Below are 21,921 nucleotides of genomic sequence, written 5' to 3'. Positions count from 1 at the left end.
GGTTTAATTTCCCTAGTTAACTCCAAAAACCGACCTCCGGGTTAGACACCCTCTGAAAATTCTTCAGAATATATCATTGCCTTAGTTGGCAATTCATCTTTTGTCCTCACTATCTTCAAAGGCGATAAACTCTCCTTCTTTCAACAAGCTGAATGTTGTTTTTTTACTGTCAAAAAAGGGTATAGCGGTGTTGGATCAGGATGTGAACCTAAATTCCTTGTGAAATACAAAAGCATAGGAAGCGGAACAAAACGCAAATACATTTTCCTATTAAGCGGACGCTATTTCAAAGTTTTGTTTTGGGAACGGAGCGTACCTGCCTTCATCGGCAGGAAGAAATGAAATGGAAATATAAAACTTTGGGGTTGTGTCAAAGACTTTTAAAGAAGCTCTTTTCCCGGAATGAAGCCCTTCGCGGCATGTAGGGGAATGTGCTGCAATGAAATAGCCCGAAATTTTATACTATTAAGCGTTTCTTTGGGTACTATGTCTTAACATGTGAATTAAAATTACTCTTATTCTATATCGTATGTTTTACTACACTTCCCCTTGCAAAGAATGTAATTAAACTTATATATGTTTTTCTCCCATTTTAGAAATATTAATTTGTGAATCTAAATAACTCTTGTTTTGAATTACAAAACAAGTTTGATTCCTAAATATTATTTTAAAAGGTCATTACAAATTATATCTCATTAGAAAAGCAAAACTATTCAACTAATTAAACGTATTCAAGTCAGAGCAGGACAGTATAATCAAAATAGTAAATTACTTTTATCCTAATTTTAGATTTTTATTACTTATATGAAAAAGTTAAAAGTAGGTTTATTCATCCCTTGCTATATAAATCAATTATACCCTCAGGTTGGCATTGCCACATTAGAATTATTAGAGAAATTAGGTGTTGATGTGTATTACCCGCAGGGTCAAACATGTTGTGGTCAGCCTTTAGGCAATTCGGGTTATGAAGACGATTCTAAAGGTGCATGCCAGTTATTTGTTGAAAATTTCAAAGCATATGATTATATCGTGGGCCCTTCGGGGAGTTGTATATATCACGTAAAGCACCATTTCGATATTCTAGAGCAAACACCCGAGGTAATAAAAGTTAGAAACAATGCTTATGAACTATGCGAATTTATAGTAAAAATATTGAAAAGAACCGATGTTGGAGCATCATTCCCCTACAAAGTGGGCTTACATAAAAGTTGCCATGGGTTAAGAGGTCTTAAACTAGGCTCCTGTTCGGAAGTTATGGGCGCGCATTTTTCTACAGAAGAAGATTTGTTAAACAAGGTAGCAGGACTTAAACTCATGACATTAACACGAAAAGATGAATGTTGCGGGTTTGGAGGTACTTTTTCAGTGTTTGAAGAAGCCATTTCTGTAAAGATGGGAAAAGACCGAATTCAAGATCATTTAAATAGTGAAGTGGAAGTTATTACTGGTGCAGATCATTCTTGTTTGATGCATTTGGAAGGCTTGATAAATAGAAACAAACAGCCATTAAAAGTAATGCATATAGCTGAAATTTTAAATAGTACGATATAGATATGAACCATTCGCAAAAAGCAGAAATATTCAATAAAGATGAAGCTAAGGTAAACTGGCATGATAAAGCGTTGTGGTATGTACGCGAAAAAAGAGATGCTTCAGCTCATAAAGTTCAAGGTTGGGAATATTTAAGAGAATTAGGTTCAGGTATTAAGGCCAACGTTTTGTCGAATCTCGATGACTATTTAATACAGTTTGAATCAAATGCAAAAAAAAATGGAGTTCAGGTACATTGGGCTTCCAATGCCGAAGAACATAACAACATTGTAAATACCATTCTTAGCCAACACAACGCCAAAAAAGTGGTTAAAAGCAAATCGATGCTTACTGAAGAATGTCATTTAAACCCTTATTTAGAGGAAAGAGGTATTGAAGTAATTGACACAGATTTGGGAGAGCGCATTGTACAATTGGCTGAAGAGCCACCAAGCCACATCGTACTTCCTGCCATACATAAAACAAAAGAGGAGGTTGATATTTTGTTCCAAGAACATTTAGGAACAATACCAAGTCAAGGGAACCCAGAATACTTAGTCGGTGAAGCAAGAAAACATTTAAGAGAAAAGTTTATAGGTGCAGATGCTGCTATAACTGGCGTTAATTTTGCCATAGCAGATACTGGTGGTTTTGTTGTTTGCACCAATGAAGGGAATGCCGACATGGGTGTGCACTTAGCAAAGGTTCATATTGCCTGTATGGGAATTGAAAAAATTATTCCACAAGAAAAACATTTAGGTGTATTTTTAAGATTATTGGCAAGAAGCGCTACCGGACAACCCATTACAACTTACTCTTCGCATTTTAACAAGCCAGACGAAGGCAAAGAATTACACATTGTTATTGTTGATAATGGTAGAACAGAACAATTAAGTAGAGAAGATTTTAGAGCATCACTGCATTGTATTCGTTGTGGGGCTTGCATGAACACCTGTCCTATTTACCGAAGAAGCGGCGGCCATAGTTATGATTATACCATACCAGGGCCAATTGGTTCTATTTTATCACCCGGTAAAGACTTGAAAAAACATAGTTCCTTACCATTTGCCTCTACATTATGTGGGTCGTGTTCCAATGTATGCCCAGTAAAAATAAACATACATGAACAACTTTATAAATGGCGACAAATTATTGTTAAGGAAGAGAAACAACCATTAGTGAAAAAATCTATTTTAAAGATTGCTGGCAAGGTTTTATCAAGCCCGAAATTGTATAGTTTTTCAGGAAAATCGGCACGAGCAGCTTTAAAATACTTACCTAAATTTATGATTTACAATAAACTTAACGCTTGGGGTAAGGCCAGAGATTTACCTGAAGTAAAAAATGAGAATTTTGATGAATGGTATAAAAAAAGAAATAAAAATGGGTAGAGAAGCTATTTTACAAGCGATTAAAAAAAACAAACCTAATTTAATTCCAGTTCCTGAAATTAACGAAACTGTTTTTGAAGAAACTATCGACTTAAAGGAAACGTTTATAAAAAATGTCGCCTTAGTAGGAGGATCTATTAAAGAGATTAAAGCAAAGGATATAGATTCTGAAATAAAAAGCATTTACACTAATGCAAAACGCATCGTTTCCACCTCTAATAGTACGACTGTTGGTACAGTATCCATTTCAAAAGATATTGACCCGCATACTCTTGAAGATATCGATTTGGCTATTCTTGAAGGCGAATTAGGTATTGCTGAAAATGGCGCCATATGGGTTACCGCTAGCAATAGTATTGTACGCGTACTACCATTTATTACAAACGATTTGGTTATTATTCTTAAAAAAGACAGTCTTTGTTTGCATATGCACCAAGCTTATAAAATAATAAGCCAAAGAGAAAGAGATTTTGGTGTTTTCATTTCGGGTCCATCAAAAACGGCAGATATTGAACAATGTTTGGTTGTTGGAGCACACGGTGCTATGAGTTTAACCGTATTTTTGATTTAACCACCTACAATTAATTTGAAACAAAAAACTCAGCAAAATATTGCTGAGTTTTTTGTTTCCATAATTAATGATAGCACTAATAATACTTAGCATACACAACTTTAGTATGTAAATACTCTTCCATACCGTGTTTACCATCGGCACCACCTATTCCAGATTTTTTCCAACCGGCATGAAATCCTTGAATGGCTTCAAAATGTTCTCTGTTTACATAGGTTTCTCCAAAATGCAATCCATTAGTAGCTCGCATAATGTTATTAAAGTTTTCAGAGAAAATAGACGATGTTAAACCAAATTCGGTGTCATTCGATAAGGCTATAGCCTCATCTAGCGTACTAAACTTCATTACTGGTAATACTGGTCCGAAAACCTCTTCCTGAATAATTTTACTGCTCTGCTTACAATTTGTAATTACGGTAGGCTCATAAAAATACCCTTTATCAAATCGTTCATGTCTCTTACCTCCTACTAAAACTTCGGCGCCTTCTTTTTTAGCAAATTCAACCATTTCAGAGATTTTATCTATTTGAGATTGGGAAACCAAACTACTCATGTCTGCATTAACTCCTGTTAAGGCGTCATCAATCGTAACTTCACTCATTTTTTTCGTTAGTTTATCAACAAATTCATCGTAAATGCTATCCTCCACATATACTCTTTCGGCACAATTACAAACCTGACCACTAAAAATAACTTTTGAAGCTACAATCGAATTTAACGCTAAATCTAAATTAGCATCGGCACAAACTATAGCCGGTGCTTTTCCTCCTAATTCTAATGATACTTTGGTAATATTTTCGGCTGCGGCACTAATAATTTGTTGACCCGCAGAAACACTTCCTGTTAAACTTATAATTCCTGTAATTGGGCTTTTAGAAAGCGCATTTCCAACCGTTCTACCGGCACCACATACAAAATTTAAAACCCCTGCAGGCAAACCAATTTTTTGAATAAAATCGGCAAATTCCATGATGGTATTTGGTGCTTCAGAACTCGGTTTTATAACACAAGTGTTTCCAGTTATTAAAGAAGCAGCCACCTTACGAGCCATTACGAAAAACGGGAAATTCCAAGGACAGATTCCAACAGCAACTCCAATGGGAACTTTGTGTAAATATATATGCTCCTTTTCGCGATCGCTTTGGATAATCTCACCTTCAATTCTACGTGCCCAACCTGCATTATAATCAAAATAATCGGCAGTAACATCTATTTCAACTTGCGCTAAACCAATAACTTTTGCTTGCTCTCTTGATAATGTTTCGGCTAAAAATATTCGATTTTCTCTAATAACATCAGCCATTTTATGTAAAAAACTTGCCCGCTGTATAGCTGGTAATGCTTCCCAAGCCGGTTGAGCCTTTTTAGCAGCTTCTAAAGCATTATTTGCATCTTCTACGGTACCCGATGAAATGGTACTAATTACTTCTTCGGTACAAGGGTTTAGAACTTCAATAACTGATGTAGCTTTTGAGTCAACAAATTGTCCGTTAATATACTGCTTGTAATGTTTCATTTTTTAATCTCTTATTAGTTTATGTCAAAAATTTTATGCTTAAATCATCTATAAAGCTGATCGGTAAAGCTCAATGGTGTCTTCAATAGTAACTTCCCTAGGGTTTCCGCCAGTACAAACGTCTTCAAGCGCATTTTGCGCCATGATTTCGAAATCTTCTTCTTTGACTCCTAATTCTCTTAACCCAGAAGGTATTCCAACTGACCTAGACAATTTTTTTATGGCTTCAATGGCTGCGTTTGCACCTTCTATATCACTCATATCTAAAACTCCAACACCCATTGCTCGCGCTACTTTTTTAAGTTTAGGAGCACAAGCTGGTATATTAAACTTTTCAACATGAGGCAACAATATGGCATTCGCTACTCCATGTGGTAAATCGTACATACCCCCTAACTGATGAGCCATTGAATGAACAAATCCTAAACCAGCATTTGAAAATGCCTGACCAGCAATGAATTGCCCCCAAGCCATTTTACTTCTGGCTTCTATATCTGAACCATCTGTCACAGCTTGTTCCAAACTGCTTGAAATCAATTTTATAGCTTCTAAAGCTAAAGCATCAGACCAGCCAAACGCCCCTTTAGTTACATATGTTTCAATAGCATGTGTTAAGGCATCCATTCCTGTGGCCGCTGTTAAATCGGCAGGTTTTCCTAACATTAACTCGGGATCATTAACTGCAATAGATACTAAACAATTTTTGTCAACCATCACCATTTTAATATGACGCTTAACATCTGTAATAACATAATTTATAGTTACTTCACTTGCTGTACCTGCAGTAGTATTAATTGCTATAATTGGTAACGATTTATTTTTAGATTTATGAATTCCTTCATAATCCTCAATATTGCCTCCATTAGTTGCTAAAATACCTATAGCCTTACCACAATCTTGAGGAGAACCGCCTCCAAGGGTTAAAATTAAATCGCATGAATTGTCCTTTAATAATTTCAATCCTTCATTTACATTTTCAACTGTAGGATTTGGTTGAACATTATCAAATACTACAACTTCTATCCCTGAAGCTTTTAAAACTTCCAGTACTTTGTTAGCAACACCAATTTTTACTAATATTTTATCGGTAACAAAAAGTGCTTTTTTATATGGGAGTTCTTTTAATTCTTCACCCAAATCATTTAATGCTCCCGGACCAATTAAACTTAATGGGGGCAAATAAATCCTTCTACTTTGTAACATTATTTTTTAAATCTTAAATTAATATAGCAGCACCTAAAGCACTCTTATTTTTTCGTTGGATAAACAATTTTATGTTAAGAACTTTATTCTTAAATCTTCTACTTGTTCGTCATTAATTGGCACCATTTCACCTAATGAATGACCTAAAACAATCGATTTAGCACTAAACTCGGCTACTTCTAAATAGTCGAAAGTTTGCAGTAATTTATCGCCAGTAATAATAACCGAATCGTTTTCAATAATCAGGGCTGTCGCGCAATTTTCAACAATATCTGAGTTATTATTGTGCTTAAAATGAGTGCCATATTTAACGGCATGTATATCTTGCAAGAAGATCCAACTCTCTGGAATTGTACGCACATTTAAATAGCTATTAGTCACCCCAAACGCCATTAAATAAGGCGATTGCGTCATGATAATAGAGTTTATTTTTGGATTGTTTTTATAAATTTCTTGATGTATCCAGGTTGCTCTACTCGGCTTTTTACCTGCTTCGCGATGCCCATCTTTAATTTGAACCACATCATCGAGTTCTAAATCCCAACGATTAATTCCAGTTGGGGTAATAAGAAAGTCGTTATCTTTCCATCTCATAGATACTGTTCCATAAGAGCCTATCATTAAACCCTGCTGGCAAGAACGTTTAACAATCTTGCAGATTTCTGCACGTTTCTCAACCTCATCTGAAGGATACTCAGTGACTTTCATTTCTGGTAAAACGCTTGTAGCTTGCGCTTCAAACTCTTCAGTTTGCGCATCGGTTAAATAATTTGGAGTTCCTATTTGCGATCCATACAAAATGGTACGTGCGCAAAACTCTAATGCCTCAAAACGCTCGAAAGCATCCGTTAAATCACTACCTCCTAAAACGGTTCCATGGTTTTCCATGATAATCGCTTTATATCCTTTTTTAAATTCATCTGCAATAACATCACCTAAATCTTCACTACCTGGCAATCTATATTCTGCATAACCAATTGGTCCACAAACATGTTTTGCTTGTGAGATAATATTCGTGTTAGGAATTTGCCTTACAATACTAAAAGACACTAATGCAGGCGGATGCGCATGAATAACCGATTTAATATCTGGGCGTGCTTCGTAAATAGCTTTATGAAAAGGAAACTCAGATGACGGTTTATGTTTTCCAATAATAGTTCCGTCTTTTTTTACACAAATAATATCGGAAGCTCTAAGTGAGCCTTTATCTATTGCCGAAGGTGTTACCCAAATATCACCTTGCTCATCTATAATTGAAATATTACCACCTGATGTGGTTGTCATTCCTCTTTGATAAATTCTACTTATTATTTTGGTGATTTGATCTCTAGGATGTTCTAAATTAATTTTTTTTGACATTGTTATAGGTTTTAATGGCTGATTGAATTCTCTTAATACAGAGAATCTAATGGTTAATATTTTTACCTTATCTTGAAATAAAAGGTTTATGTTTTTTTAGTGAATAATTCTTTTTCAAGAATTTTGAATTGAGTTTTTTATCTGATATAGAAATTGCAGCACCTAATGCCGATCCAAGTGAAGCATCGGTTGTTTTTAATTTTTTATCATTAAAATAATGAGATAACAGCTTTATGTAAAGGTCATTATTACTAAAACCACCATCAACATAGATATGCTTAATATCATCGTTACCAATGGCTTTATTGATGCTTTTAATTTGCAAACCAACCAGTTCCATCATTAATTGATGGTAGGCCTGTTCATAGGTTTCATAAGGTATTTTAGTCATACCAGGCATCGACTCGTCAACAACGCTTTCCCATTTAAACATATGTTTGAAATCTTTATTAATTTCAAAATACGTATCGTAATCAAATTTTACTTTTCTATGATAATCGTCCGGAACTCCAAAATGCTTATCTAGTTTACTTACTTGAATTTTATACTCGTTACCTAAAAACAAACTTGATGCTTTTACTGCTTTACCGTTAATACGCATGTAGTTTATAGAGTCTATTTCTTTTGAATCTTCAGAAATTGGATGCTCTGTAAACGGATTAAAAGTGATACTCCAAGTACCGGTAGAAACTAAAATAAATTTCTTTTTAATACTTCTAACATAAGGCAATAAGGCCGCAGAACTATCATGAATACCAACGCCAATTTTGATGCGTTTGCCATTGTAATTCATGTTAATACTGGTTTCGGTAGACACAATAGTTGGTAATATTTTATTAATACCTTCTTTATAAACCCATTCGTGGTAATCTTTTTTACTATAATCCCAAAGGGCGGTATGGCAACCTATACTCGTAAATTCGCTTAATGGCACACCTGAAAAAATATAGCTCAAATATTGTGGCAGGTGTAAGGAGTATTTTATTTTGCTATAAACCTCTGGCTTGCTATATTTTAACCAATATAATTGCATGCCAGAGTTTAACATATTTAAATCGCCACAGCCTGTTTTTTTCAAGAAGGCATCTTTAGGCCCATATTTTTCGAGGAACGAAGTAACAATGGTTTCGTCTAATGGTTTTGTGTAGTTATAAAGTGGCGTTAATACGTCACCGTTTTCATCTAAATGAACAAAGCTAGCCCCATAGGTTGAAAAATTTATGGCTTTCACGTTAAATTCCGAAGCTTTAAGAATATTCTCAAAAACACGTTTTAACCAATCTTGAAGCGCCTTTAAATTTTCGGTGGGATGTCCATCTTCATCCTTAATTTCATCAAAAAGGATGTATTCTTTATAAACTTCTTTAAAATCATTATCAAACAAAAAGAATTTTTTGTTCGTTTTTCCAATATCAAAAACAGCCGTTACATCTATCATTTCAAATAATTATAATCCTGTTGACACAGTATGTTTACCTCTTTCTTTTATTAACTGATTTCGAACTCCTAAATCGCGATAAGCTTGAATTGGATTTAAAGCACCACCAATGTCTAATCGCGCCTTAGCTAACAACGGACGTACATCTGTTCTATAGGCATCCTGCAAGATTTCTTGACATTTTACTACATCATTTTCTTGTTGTGCTATTTTAAGCGCATTTTGATCGACTAATAATGCTTTTGCATAAGCTTCTTGAATGGCTTCAAGCGACTGAATTAAATCTTCTAACGGATCTTTAACATTGTGGCTCGCATCAATCATCCACGCTAAATCTGGATTTTGTGGGTTATTTTGTATGCCGTAAACCAATTCGTTAAAAATTAAGAATAAGGCATATGGTTTGATGCTTCCAACGGTTAAATCGTCGTCGCCATATTTGCTATCGTTAAAATGGAAACCACCTAATTTTCCTTTTAGCATTAAGATTGAAACAATTTGCTCGATATTGCTATTAGGTAAATGATGCCCTAAATCTACCAAGGTATAAGCTTTATCGCCGCAAGCATTCGCAAGCATAAACGATGTACCCCAATCTTGAATTACCGTACTGTAAAAGTTCGGCTCGTAAGGCTTATATTCAATAAGCATACTCCAATCGTTAGGTAAGCCTTTGTAGATTTCTTTTAAGCTATTTTCGGTATTTTGAAGTGCCGTTTGAAAGTTGTTTTGACCAGGAAAGCAAGATCCGTCTGCCAACCAAACCGTTAAACTTTTAGAACCTAGTTTGTCTCCAATATTAATTACGTCTAAGTTATGCTGAATGGCCTGGTCGCGTACCGCTTTATTAATATTGCTTAATGAGCCATATTTATAACTTTCTTTCGCGTTTTTTTGATCTTGAAACGTATTAGAGTTAACAGCATCGAACTTAATGTTTAAACCGCTGGCGATATCTTTAATAGCATTGTAATCGCTTGGAATATCCCACGGAATGTGTAATGATACTGCTCCTGCCGTTTGAGTTAAAGAGTGAATTACCCCTATATCTTGAATTTTTTGTTCTAAGCTAGAAGGTTCGCCATAAAATGAAAAACGCCCGAAACGTGTGCCTCCGGCGCCCAATGCCCAACTTGGTACTGCTACTTGAAAGTCTTGTAGTTTTTTTACTAAGTCTTTTACATTTAAGCCTTTGCTTGTTAAACTATTTGATAAAAAATCAAACTGTTCGTTGTGAGATTTAAGTGTTTTACTATTTACCTCCTGAATGTTATTTTGTTCTATTTTCATGTGATATATGTATTTAAAAAGAAAAGAAACTTCCATTTTTATTTTAAATATGGAAGGTTTCTTTTTCTTAACTAAACAACTAAACTAATTATAATTTCTATTTATCTAACAAATGCGTTAGCCATTCCACCATCAACATTAATAATGTTTCCAGTAGATTTATCGAGAATTCCAACTAAAGTAAAAACGCCGTTGGCAATATCTGCCGGTGTAATTATTTCGTTTAACAAATTACGTTTGGCATAAAAAGCCGGTAACTCTTCAACTGTAATACCATTTGCTTTAGCTCTACCTTCGGCCCAAGCGCCTTCCCAAATTTTGCTACCAACAATAACCCCATCAGGGTTTACGGTATTCACCCTAACTTTATCTTTGGCTAATTCTGCCGCCAATAAGCGAACCATGTGTTGTTGTGCCGCTTTGGCTGTTCCATAAGCCACGTTATTAGGACCAGCAACTAAACCATTTTTACTAGCAATAGAGATATAATCACCTCCTAAGTTTTGCTTACGTGTAATGGCAGAGAATTGCTTTGCAAGGTCGAATTGCCCTTTCACCAATATGTTTTGTAAAATATTCCAGTCTTTATCGGTGGTATCTTCTAATGCTTTAGAAATTGCCAAACCAGCACTGTGTACAACAATATCAACCCCGCCAAATTCTAAACAGGCTTTTTTGTAAGCAGCCGCAATAGAGTCGGTATTCGTCACATCGCATACGGCATAGGTTGAAACATCACGCTTATAAGTTGCATTCGCTTCAATAAGGCTTTCTTCGTTAATATCGGTTAAAACAACTACGGCTCCTTCAGCAGCTAATTTATCGCATATCGCTTTACCAATACCACCACCAGCACCAGTAACTAAAGCTACTTTTCGAGATAATGGCTTTTCTTTTGGCATGCGCTGTAACTTGGCTTCTTCTAATAACCAATATTCAATATCGAAAGCTTCTTGACGTGGCAAAGAGGTATATTCTGTAATAGCCTCGGCGCCTCGCATAACGTTTATGGCGTTTATGTAGAATTCACTTGCTACACGTGTGGTTTGCTTGTCTTTTGAAAAGCTAAACATACCAACTCCCGGATAAATAATAATAACAGGATTTGGATCGCGCATCGCAGGACTATTGGCTTTTTTACAGGTATTGTAATAATCGGCGTATTCTTTTCTATATTGTTCGAAAGCAGGTTCTAACTTGGCTAAAACAGCTTTGGTATCTTCTAAATTTTCGTTTTTATTTAAACTAAGTACTAATGGCTGGATTTTTGTACGTAAGAAATGGTCTGGACAAGAAGTACCTAACGGCGCCAATCTTGCAAGATCATGACTATTTATAAATTCTAAAACCACATCGTTATCAGAAAAATGACCAATCATTCTGTTTTCTGAAGAACATAACCCTCTTAGTAAAGGCATTAACTGTGCTGCTTTCTCAAGGCGTTCTTCTTTTGGAAGACTCTCCATTTTTTGTCCACCAAAAACAGACCCTTTTTCTTTTATTTTTTTGTTAATATATTCAGAAGCCATTTCAATAACTTCTAAACTATTCATATAACACTCGTATGATGTATCGCCCCATGTAAACAGCCCGTGGCTACCTAAAACAATTCCTCTAATTCCAGGATTGTCGTTTAAACATTTTTCTAATTGAAGTCCTAAATCGAACCCAGGACGTTGCCAAGGCACCCATCCCATAGTATCGCCCCAGATTTCTTTGGTAACTTTTTCACTGTCTTTTGCAGCAGCAACAGCAATTAAAGCATCTGGATGTAGGTGGTCTATATGTGCAAAAGGTAATAATCCATGAAGCGGTGTATCAATAGAAGGTGCTTTACTATCTAAATCATAAATACAATGATTAAAAAGTCCGACCATTCGGTCTTCATCACTTAAACCTCCGTAAACATTTTTTAAGTTGCGAAGTCTATCTGTATACAAACCAGCAATACCAGAACGTGTTAAAGTCCCTATATCACCACCAGATCCTTTTACCCACATAACTTCAACCTCTTCATTTGTTAATGGATCTTTCTCTATGGTTTTACAACTGGTATTTCCACCTCCGTAATTAGTGATCCTTAAATCGGCTCCTAAAATATTTGAACGATATAAAAACAAGGCCACTTGGTCATCTCCTAACGCATTAGCTTTTTTATCATCCCAAAGATAATCTACGTAACTAAATTTTTTTTCGAGTGTATTCATGTGAAATTTTATAATTATGTTCTCAAAAATAATGGAAGAAAAGAAGCTATCTATCCTGTACTGTACTGAAACTTAAGAATTATATACCAACTCTTAGAATATTCTTCCCCATTCGTATATATGTTTTTGGAAACATATATATCCTTGTTTATTAGAAATTTAAAACTTTTAATATTTTATTTGGCACTAATAAGAAATCTTAAATTCTTCAGCGTTCAATTGCTTTTTATAATTCTCTAAATATTTAAACCAATCATTAGATGTTGTAAAAACACCCGCTCTATCCCATGCCGCCCCAGTATAATAGGTGAATGTTTTATTTGTTGGCACGTTTAAATGTGCTAAATATTGGTCTTTACGCAGCTTCATGTCATCTACTTGTAATGGAAAAACGACACCAACACCCGTTGTACCATATTTCTCAAACGTTGGTTCCCAATATCCTAAGATGCCATTTTTAGTATCAAACAACTCCAAACCTACCTCATCTCTTTTAATAACACCAATTACTATTGGTAAGTTTTTAATAGTTTCTGAATTATAGCTCACTTCAATTTTATTCAATTGAGAACCAGCATCTAAACTAATGGTTTTTGTTGCATTAACCATATGGCCATCAACCTTCCAAGTATCAAAATACAATCTAAATGTTGTTCGTAGTGGTCCATTATCTAAAATTTCATGCCTCGAATAATTTTTAGAATACCAAAGACTGTCTTTTACAAAAGGGGCACAATTTCCTGCGCCTAAGGTATAACCAACGTGATAATAATCCATCCCATCGCCATGATCCTCATGATATTTCCCTCTTGCGTAACGCTCGTTAATAACCATTCTATCTGTTCGTTTTACCCAAACGTCAATTCCGTAAGCATTTTGTTTAGGTGTAAGCTCTAAGGCTTTACCATAGGTACGAAAGGCGATTTTATCATTTTCCCAAGCAAAATCGTCGGCTCGTTCAGGCACAAATCGTCCATAAGTTTTTGGAGGTACTTCGGTAGGTTTCTCTTTGAGAAATGCTAATTTTATTTTTTCGTTATTGTTGACCGACAATTGAATCAATACGTTTTGAGGGTTTTCATTACCTAAATATTCCAATTGATATGGTACTTCCTGAAGCGTTTTAGAATTAATAATTTTGAAAGCATTATTGGTTATCCAAGGATGTGCTCTTTTTATTTTGGTATATGATAGCGAGATTATTTTATCTGCATAATTTAAATCGTTGTTGTTTTTTATTGATACAAACTGATTTTTTTGAGATTTACATGCTGTTACCAAAACTAACATGACGATAATTGATAATATTTTTTTCATTATTATGACCTAATATTTTACTAAAATGAATTATTAATAAATTTAAACGACTATGATTTCTATTAAAAAATGAAAAAACCAAAACCTTTAAACTTTTGAATTATGTTACCAAAAATTTAAACTATTTATTTTAACTCTTAAATAATAAACTACAATTTTAAACTTTCTAATAACAATATATGTCCTGCTCTATACTGAAATTTAAAAAACTCTTTCAACCTGAGGGTAAACGGTCACGCAACTGTAATTAATCTTTCACATTCTAAAATAAAATGGTAACTAACATTTTTTACAAATTATATGTGAATATCTGTAAACTTGCCGGACTATTTACTGATATTTCTTTTGAAAGTTTTTGAAGTTTACCTGTTTTAAAGTCTCGACGGAATATAACTATGTTACTAGAAAATTGATTAGCAACAAGTAAAAACTTGCCGTCTGGAGTTATAGCAAAATTTCTTGGATGCTGCCCAAAGGTTGATTCATGACCAACTAAACTTAACTTCCCATTATCTAGATTAATTGAAAAAATAGCAATACTGTCTTCTTCTGGACCTCTATTAGAAGTATATAAAAATTTGCCATCTGGCGAAATATGAATATCTGCAGCTCTATAAATAGCCTGATTTTGTTGGTATGAAGGATAGTCTTCAATAAATTCCAAGCTATTATTTTTGTAATTATATACGGTAATTTTTCCGCTTAACTCGGTAATTCCGAAACCAAATTTTCCATTTGGATGAAATGTAAAATGTCTTGGACCGCTTCCCGGTTTAGTCTTTAAAGAATTTTCATTTTGCAGTGTGGTATCTTGATTTTCTGGCACCAACTTAAAGCTCCTTATTTTATCGGACCCTAAATCTTGAGCAAACAGCATGTTATTGTCTGGTGAAAAATTTGAAGAATGAATGTGTGCCGTTTCTTGTCTTTCTTTTACAATACTGCTGTCTTTGAAAGTTATTAATTGATTGTATGGATTTAAACTTCCATCATTATTAATTCTAAATACACTTAAACTAGGGTCTGTATAATTCGAGTTTACTAAGTATTTACCAGTTTTATCTATTTGTAAATGTGCTGGATTTCTACCACCACAATCTTGCGTATTCAACAAGAATAATTCACCAGTTTTATAATCGACTGAAAAGGCAGCCACTTTCCCATTATAATCCATTTGGCTATCTACTACAGAGTACAAATTTTTACCATTAGGTGAAAGTCTTAAAAAAGATGTATTGGTTATTCTATCGACGGTAAACTTTAAAGTGGCTTCTCCTGTATTATTATTGAACTCATAAACATGAATGCCTTCTCCAGGTTTTTTATCGGTAAAACTACCAACAAATAATAGTGTTTTGCTATCATGATGAGAACAACTTATCAAAAAGCCAAAGCCAATAGTTAAGACTAAAAACCAAATACTTTTTTTCTGTATTTTTCTAACTACACTAAAATATAAATTCATTTTACTCTATAAACGATTTATAAAAGGCCTTATTTTCATCTGTTTCAATAAGCGTATTTTTATACTTCAACGATTCGCCTTCACCTATATAAATATTTTGTAAGATATCATTTTCATCTAATGTAATTACAGCAAAAGTACCTTTAAATTCGATATCTAAAGCTTCACTTTTAAACTCCTCGTCTTTTGATTGTGTAATTATATACTGAATTAAGGTTTTCGATGCCACAACGGTTTCTACTTTCAACCCTTTATAAACACCATGTTCCTCAATTTTTTCAACCGAAGTGATTGAAGGCTTCTCATTCGCATTAAATGGTTCGAACACTACTACAAAAGGGTTTTTCCATGCTTCACCCGAATTTCTAATTACCAATGTAGGTGTTACTAATTCATCATAAGGTTTTGGTGCTTCAAAAGTAGCTGGCGCATTCACTTTGGTATATTCCCTGTTTTTAAAACCTGGTATGTGCAATTGCATGTAAATGGCTCCATTTTTTAATTTATTAGTCTTAAAAGTAGCTTTTATATTTCCTTCATAAGTATTCGATGTTTTTACATCATTAAAAAAATGCCATCCCGGGTTTCTATAAGTACCACTTTTCCATGTTGAATTAGCATTAGACATGTATTTGTTTGGCGTATCATTAAATTTTAAATCCGTAGTATTAAATACTAAGTCATCTGCAATGTTATGATACAAATAGTCGTGAAATTGATTAGGTAATTTAGATTTAGATCGAAAAACATCTACATAATATCCGGTTGTTGGGGAGGTACGTATTAATGCTAAAGTACGCTCTTGTTTAGCTTCGGCTTTTTCGCCTCCAGTGTCTTCAAAACTGGTTTGACTGAATGAATAATAAGGCGAAACACCTTCTGCCCCCACTTGAGGCTCTAAAGAAATTAACTTAACCGTATTAATTCCTAAATTAGCCCATCCACCTTCTCCTTGCGATGCACCATTAACAATAACGGTGTTATGTGCTGCAAAAATGCGCGAGTAGTTTTCATGAATGTCTTTCCCATAACGCCCACGGCCATTATCTACACCTAAAACCTGACCTTCTCCATATAATTCTATATTCATGCCCTCAGCATGCCCATGAACCATATGCGCACCGCCTACAAAACACATCAAACCATCTTCTGGTTTAATTGTACTGCTCAAATTTCTTTGCATCACGATGCCTGCATGATACACTCTATCTGTTCTCGGTAACAGAATAGATGCTGGGGTTGTTGCAGTAATTTCATGGTGCCAAAAAATGGATTCCATTTCATGACGTTTATATTTACCATTTTGTATTGCTGCAGCTAATAATGGGGCAAACTTATCTGTAACTTCATCTAAGCCATCCATTTCAGATAAAGAGAGGGCATCATCAAGCGCATCATATAAAACACTCCCTTTACGATGCCCATCCCCCCACCTAACAATCTCATTATTTGGATAAACAAAGTAATCTAATCTTGGTAAGGCAAAAAGTATATTGGGGTATGTTGAAGCTAATTTTAAATCGGGATTGTATCTGTTTACTACCAACATTAATTTTACTAAAATTGCGGTAGAATGGTTTAAATATTGCGATGTTTCTGGCCAAATATCACCCTTATTTTTATAGTTTTTAGCCATGACATTTAATGCATCCTGATTATCTGTATTTTCGGTTAAAAAATAAGACAGCAATTTTTCACGTTCCTTTTTATCATCCATAGCAAGTGCATTATACACCAAACTTGGGGCTTCTAAAACAGAATGATTAGAACCCGTTTGACCATAATTTATGGTAATATCTGCGTAAGTTCTAAACACCTTTTGAGCTTCATTAAATGGGAAATCTAGATTTTTGCTTTTTATAATATCGAAGGACTTTCCGCCCTTTTTAATATAGGGATGAATAAAATCATAAATCAAGGGTAGTTTATAACCTATAACACGAACTTCGCGAAAACCATCATAAGGAAACAACCACCCACCTCGACCATGCCAATCTGAAAGTTGGGACTTTTGTACCGACTTTATAAAAGCATATAATATACTACTGGCGGCATAAGCGTATTTCTCATCTTCAGTAATATGATAAAGCATGCTACAATCTAAAGCTACTTGTAAATATTTTATTAAAAGCGCGGCTGGTTTCCATTCTTCATCTGTGGCATTATCTAAATTTTTATGAATGCCGTTTTCTACATGGTCTGTTTTATAAAATGGTGGAAATTCATCTTTTTCCCCTTCTTTCCAATTGAAAGGGAGTTGTTTTAAATAATTTTCTGGATTGTTATAAAAGAACGCGACTTCTATGTCTGTGTTGTTTAACAGATTGTTATAAATGTCTTTTGCCCAAGCTTGTGTTTTGATTTTTTCGAGTACTTGATCGCGTTCACTTGCTTTAACTAAAATAAAAGGGCGTTCTTGTACTTGACCAAACATCTTAGATTGCACCAAGAGAAAAAAAATTGGCAAGATTAATCGAATAGGTATTATTTTAATTTCTATTTTTTTCATCGCAACTACTTATTTAGTTAAAAAATCTTTTCCCCATTTTTCGCAAAATTCTTTTGAAGGTGTTTCTACTGTATTTTTATAATCTGGATTTTCAGCTAAATCATCCAGTTCTCATGGGTCTGTTTTATGGTCGAAAAATATGCTTAAAACAACCATTTTTAAAAATTGTTGTTTCATTCTCTAATGCTATTTTTTTTTAATTTTTTTGTTTTTTTTGAGTTTAAGTACAACAACGCCATAGTAATCCTCGGTTGTGAATTTTTTAACATCTTCCTTTTTATAAACTTTCAGATATTCAATGTTATTAAAATTCACATCTTGTATATCAATTGGTTTAAATTTTTTTCGTTCTGCAATCAGAATCAAAATTTTATCATTCCCTCCCCAATCTAATTTTTTGTTATTTCTTTTTAGTAAATTATCTACAAAATTTGCTTTATCAATTACTTTACCTTCTTGAGGCTTAACATATCTACCCATAAATACCATCGCATTGGTTTTGTTATCTACAATAAAAAACACAAATGGATGATCGGCTTTAAACGTTTTATATGAAGGCAAACCTCTAATATAAACAATAGTTGTTGTGGCAGCAGCAGCCTCTGTATAATCTTCGGTTATATCAATATAGGTTTTGTGGGCTACTTGTTCAATGGTCAAAGGTTCATTTTTTAATATTCCAGAAAATTCTGCTTCATTATTAAATACCGAATTTAAACCCATATTTGTTAGGGCCGGTTTTAGTTTATAACTCGTTTCCAATTTTATTTTTGGTATGGAAAGCCATACCTTTGTGGAAACTGTTTGCTCTAAAATTTCATTAAAAAATTCGGCATTCAAATTGTTTTCAATGGCTTCTAGTCCGTATAGTGTTTTTGGTAATAATACACAAAACGACAAATCTGAATCTTTGTATGGCTTAGTTATAAATTGAAAGGATTCATTTTCAAAATAATTAAGGTTTTCGGTGATATTCATAAAATCAACTTTGTATTGATTTTCATTATCTGTGAAAAAGGTTGATTCAGCTGTTCTAAGTTTTTCAAACTTAGTTAGCCATTCGCCTTTAAAGTAAACCGCATTCGAAATCATTAATTTTGTTTCAGAATTTATATCTGAAGGGGTTACCATATTTGTTATGCGCTGATTTGTTTTATCTGAAACCCAACGGTTGATATCTGTTACTGCCAGTTCTGCATTTGCGAACTCGGTTTGCTTGAAATCTGAAGAATATTTACTTGAAACGGTATTTTTAAACGCCGATTCTACTTCAAATTTTTTATCTACCCAAACGGCATTAGAAATTTTTAAACCAAATAGGCTGTCTGAATTACTCTCCTGCTTATACAAATCGTCATAAATATAACGTGTTGAATCTTTTAAATACAGCACCTTTTCAAATGCCGCTTTTGTTTTGTTTTTAGAACCTTCGTAAGCCAATAAAAGCGCATAATAGGTACTCAACGGCGACAAAAAAACATTTTCGTTTTCATCTTTTAATTCGCCATATAAATCGAAAGCATATTGGTTTAACGATTTGCTACTCCCCTTATGTTGAGCATGCAATGGCCCTAAATGAGTCATCATTAAAGAAATGAGAACCAGAATTGTAATCGATTTATACTTCATAATTTTTAGTTTAATTTTTAATTAAAATACTTTAAACCCTTTATTTTGATGGTTACTTTCTAATTTAAATCCTTCAAAATTTAATTTTTTACCGTCACCAATATACAGACTAACCTTTTTTTCGCCTTTTGATGCTTCAACACGCACTATTGCAAAACGACCCTCAAAACTTAAATTCAAGGCTTTGTTTTGATACGTTGCATTAGATATATCTTGTGAAATAATATAATCTGTTATAGTAATTTTTTCTACTTTAGAAATAACTTTAGCACCCACAATTTTATCGCCATCCATTAAAGACTCAACGCTTTGAATGCTTGATTCTGAATTTAGTGAGGGTTCAAAAATGCTAATAAAAGGTTTATCCCAAGCCTCACCGGTTTGTCTTATTGCAATTAATTGGGTTTTCTTATTTACATAGCCATTTTCTGCTTCTCTGGTTGCTGGCGTTAATCCTTTTGTATATGCTCTTGTAACACCTTTGGGCACAAACATATGCATGTACCCCTTATCGAAATTAATTTTAAATGTTACTTTAACCCCTTCTTTTATGGGCTCTGTAACCTGCGTATTTTCAAAATAACGCCAACCTGGAGATTGTACAGGGTCTCCAATATCATTTTTATAGCGATCGGTTTGCTTCAAATTTAACGTATTACCTTTCTCATTTTTTATGATGGTTTCATCACCAATATTATGATAGATATAATCGTGAAATTTATTTTCTCCTAATGATTTAGAACGAAAAACATCTAAATAATATGCCGATTTTTCACCAGTTCTAATAATGCTTAGTGTACGTTGTTGATTGCAATGATTAACCTCATCTTCTAAAAATTGAGTAGCAAAACTAAAATTTTCACTTACAGGGTCTTCTAAATGCTTAGGTTCTGCTGCTATATTTTTAGTGGTATTTTGCCATACATAAGCATCTCCTTTCCATGAACCCTCGTCCAAACCATGGGAAGTTCCGTTAACAATAACCGTATTATTGCCAGCATACAATCTAAAATAATTTTCGTGAAGCGGAATTTGTCTCTCTTTTACAGATGTAGGTAACCCTGCATTGGGCGCCATAATGTAGCCTGCACCGTAGAGCTCCATTGAAATTCCTGTAAGATGTGAATGCACATAATGTGCACCCCCAATAATACCTGTAAGACCATAAAGTTCGTTAGCCGTTTCTGTTAAGTTACGCTGTAATGCGATGCCTGCATGTTTTACTAAAACAGTTGGCTTATTAAAATTTATGCCTTTCTCAATTTTATCTGGAATGGGTTGCCCCCAAAATAAATCGAGTGGTTGAAAATTATTAAAAATACCATCATCAAGTTTTGGTTTATACCCGCCTTTAGCTTCATAGGCTTGTTTTAATGCCATTTGTGCTTTTAATTTTAAATCTGAATACCCTCGACGTTCTGCAATACTTAAAGTGTATCTGTAAAGATCTTCGGTGCCATCATTATTTCGTTTTGAATCGCCAAATCGAACAAATTTTCTATTTGGGTGTCTTAAATAATCAAAGAGGAAATTGCCATAGAGTATGTGCTGATAGTCTTTTGTGACATCCATTTCTGGATACACACGATCTACAATATTTAATGTCATGGTAATTATAGGCATGAAGCTATAACTTGTAGATTCCGGCCAAATACCTTGTTCTCCAAACATTGGGAGGATGGTGTTTTTAAAGGAGTTTTGGTGTGCCGTTCCTTTTTCCCAAAACACATGAAATAAGCGATTACGCTCCGCATCATTTTCAATACAAAGAATACTAAACAAAGCGCCCGAAGCTGTTAATATTGGATGGTTTGAAATTGTTTTACCATGCTGATCTGGTTTTCCATACTCCTGCAACACGTTACCAGCAACGTTCGCCATTGCTTTTTGAGCTTTTGCATTATCAAAAGGAACTCTAATGCCTTTTTGTTTATTAAAAACCGTTGCGTTTGGTTGCTTTAAATAGTTATAAATAAAATCATAGGTTAAGGCAAACGGACCGTAAGTGGTTCTTGGGTCGAAAAATTCATAGCCACAAATGGTGGTGGTCTGTGGTGTTTTTGGTGCTAGAACATCTATATAATATCCTAAAATATCGGCCGCAAATTGGGCATATGTTTCGTCTTGCGTTAAATAATAAAGCATACCCGCTTCAGAAGCAAGAGCTAAAACCTTATTATGACCTGCTGCTAGAGGGCCTGCTTTTTGCTCGGAATTCTCGCGATCGTGTTTTGCAAAATCGGGAATTGTATTTAAAATGACATTTGGATCTTTTAAATGTAATTTCAACTTGGAATCTACCCGCTCGTGCAACTGGTCTAAAATATCTTTTGCCCAATCATATTTTTCGATATTTTCAAGAATCCCTTCACGCTCTTCTTCAGTTACCCAAATGACTGGATGTTTTAACGATTGTGCGTAAGTTGAAGACATCAATATTAAATTGATTAATACGAATGCTTTAAAAATTTTAAGTAAAGAATGAATCATTGTTTC

At 34.2% G+C, this 21,921-nt stretch carries 14 protein-coding genes; 3 read left to right on the top strand and 11 right to left on the bottom strand.

Features of this window, described 5'->3' with window-relative positions:
• Positions 1–804: 804 nt before the first annotated feature.
• The 3 genes from ACFQ0I_RS07970 to ACFQ0I_RS07960 are packed head-to-tail and all read left to right on the top strand — an operon-like array spanning position 805 to position 3,492.
• Positions 805–1,551, top strand: coding sequence for a (Fe-S)-binding protein (locus ACFQ0I_RS07970; RefSeq protein ID WP_379941037.1), 747 nt, complete (start codon positions 805–807; stop codon positions 1,549–1,551).
• Between the two features lie 2 nt (positions 1,552–1,553).
• Positions 1,554–2,921, top strand: coding sequence for a lactate utilization protein B (locus tag ACFQ0I_RS07965; protein ID WP_379941035.1), 1,368 nt, complete (start codon positions 1,554–1,556; stop codon positions 2,919–2,921).
• Positions 2,887–3,492, top strand: coding sequence for a LutC/YkgG family protein (locus tag ACFQ0I_RS07960; protein WP_379941033.1), 606 nt, complete (start codon positions 2,887–2,889; stop codon positions 3,490–3,492). Before ACFQ0I_RS07965 ends, ACFQ0I_RS07960 begins: the two co-directional genes overlap by 35 nt.
• 76 nt (positions 3,493–3,568) lie before the next feature.
• On the opposite strand, the gene aldA is transcribed toward ACFQ0I_RS07960, so the two are convergent.
• The 11 genes from aldA to ACFQ0I_RS07905 all read right to left on the bottom strand — a co-directional run bounded on the left by aldA (position 3,569) and on the right by ACFQ0I_RS07905 (position 21,915).
• Positions 3,569–5,008 carry an aldehyde dehydrogenase gene (gene aldA, locus ACFQ0I_RS07955; RefSeq protein WP_379941031.1) on the bottom strand — a complete coding sequence of 480 codons (1,440 nt, stop codon included), beginning with the start codon at positions 5,006–5,008 and terminating at the stop codon, positions 3,569–3,571.
• Positions 5,009–5,056: 48 nt separating this feature from the next.
• Positions 5,057–6,211 carry an iron-containing alcohol dehydrogenase gene (locus ACFQ0I_RS07950; protein WP_379941029.1) on the bottom strand — a complete coding sequence of 385 codons (1,155 nt, stop codon included), beginning with the start codon at positions 6,209–6,211 and terminating at the stop codon, positions 5,057–5,059.
• A gap of 69 nt (positions 6,212–6,280) precedes the next feature.
• A complete protein-coding gene (locus ACFQ0I_RS07945; protein WP_379941027.1) occupies positions 6,281–7,570 on the bottom strand; it encodes a class II aldolase/adducin family protein in 1,290 nt (429 codons plus the stop codon).
• 67 nt (positions 7,571–7,637) lie between these two features.
• Positions 7,638–9,008 carry an FGGY-family carbohydrate kinase gene (locus ACFQ0I_RS07940; protein ID WP_379941025.1) on the bottom strand — a complete coding sequence of 457 codons (1,371 nt, stop codon included), beginning with the start codon at positions 9,006–9,008 and terminating at the stop codon, positions 7,638–7,640.
• A 9-nt stretch (positions 9,009–9,017) separates the two neighbouring features.
• Positions 9,018–10,298, bottom strand: coding sequence for a sugar isomerase (locus tag ACFQ0I_RS07935; RefSeq protein ID WP_379941023.1), 1,281 nt, complete (start codon positions 10,296–10,298; stop codon positions 9,018–9,020).
• Between the two features lie 101 nt (positions 10,299–10,399).
• Entirely contained in the window at positions 10,400–12,505 is a 2,106-nt protein-coding gene (locus ACFQ0I_RS07930; RefSeq protein ID WP_379941022.1) for a bifunctional aldolase/short-chain dehydrogenase, read from the bottom strand.
• 186 nt (positions 12,506–12,691) lie between these two features.
• Positions 12,692–13,822, bottom strand: a complete 1,131-nt coding sequence (locus tag ACFQ0I_RS07925) for a DUF4861 family protein (RefSeq protein ID WP_379941020.1) — start codon at positions 13,820–13,822, stop codon at positions 12,692–12,694.
• Positions 13,823–14,111: 289 nt separating this feature from the next.
• Positions 14,112–15,287, bottom strand: coding sequence for a lactonase family protein (locus ACFQ0I_RS07920; protein WP_379941019.1), 1,176 nt, complete (start codon positions 15,285–15,287; stop codon positions 14,112–14,114).
• Between the two features lies 1 nt (position 15,288).
• A complete protein-coding gene (locus ACFQ0I_RS07915; RefSeq protein WP_379941017.1) occupies positions 15,289–17,796 on the bottom strand; it encodes a heparinase II/III domain-containing protein in 2,508 nt (835 codons plus the stop codon).
• Between the two features lie 186 nt (positions 17,797–17,982).
• Entirely contained in the window at positions 17,983–19,425 is a 1,443-nt protein-coding gene (locus ACFQ0I_RS07910) for a serpin family protein (protein ID WP_379941015.1), read from the bottom strand.
• Between the two features lie 21 nt (positions 19,426–19,446).
• A complete protein-coding gene (locus ACFQ0I_RS07905) occupies positions 19,447–21,915 on the bottom strand; it encodes a hypothetical protein (RefSeq protein ID WP_379941013.1) in 2,469 nt (822 codons plus the stop codon).
• Between the last annotated feature and the right edge of the window lie 6 nt (positions 21,916–21,921).

The sequence above is a fragment of the Mariniflexile aquimaris genome (genome assembly GCF_042676825.1).
GTDB lineage: Bacteria > Bacteroidota > Bacteroidia > Flavobacteriales > Flavobacteriaceae > Mariniflexile > Mariniflexile aquimaris.
This window is presented reverse-complemented; position numbering and strand designations above follow the sequence as displayed.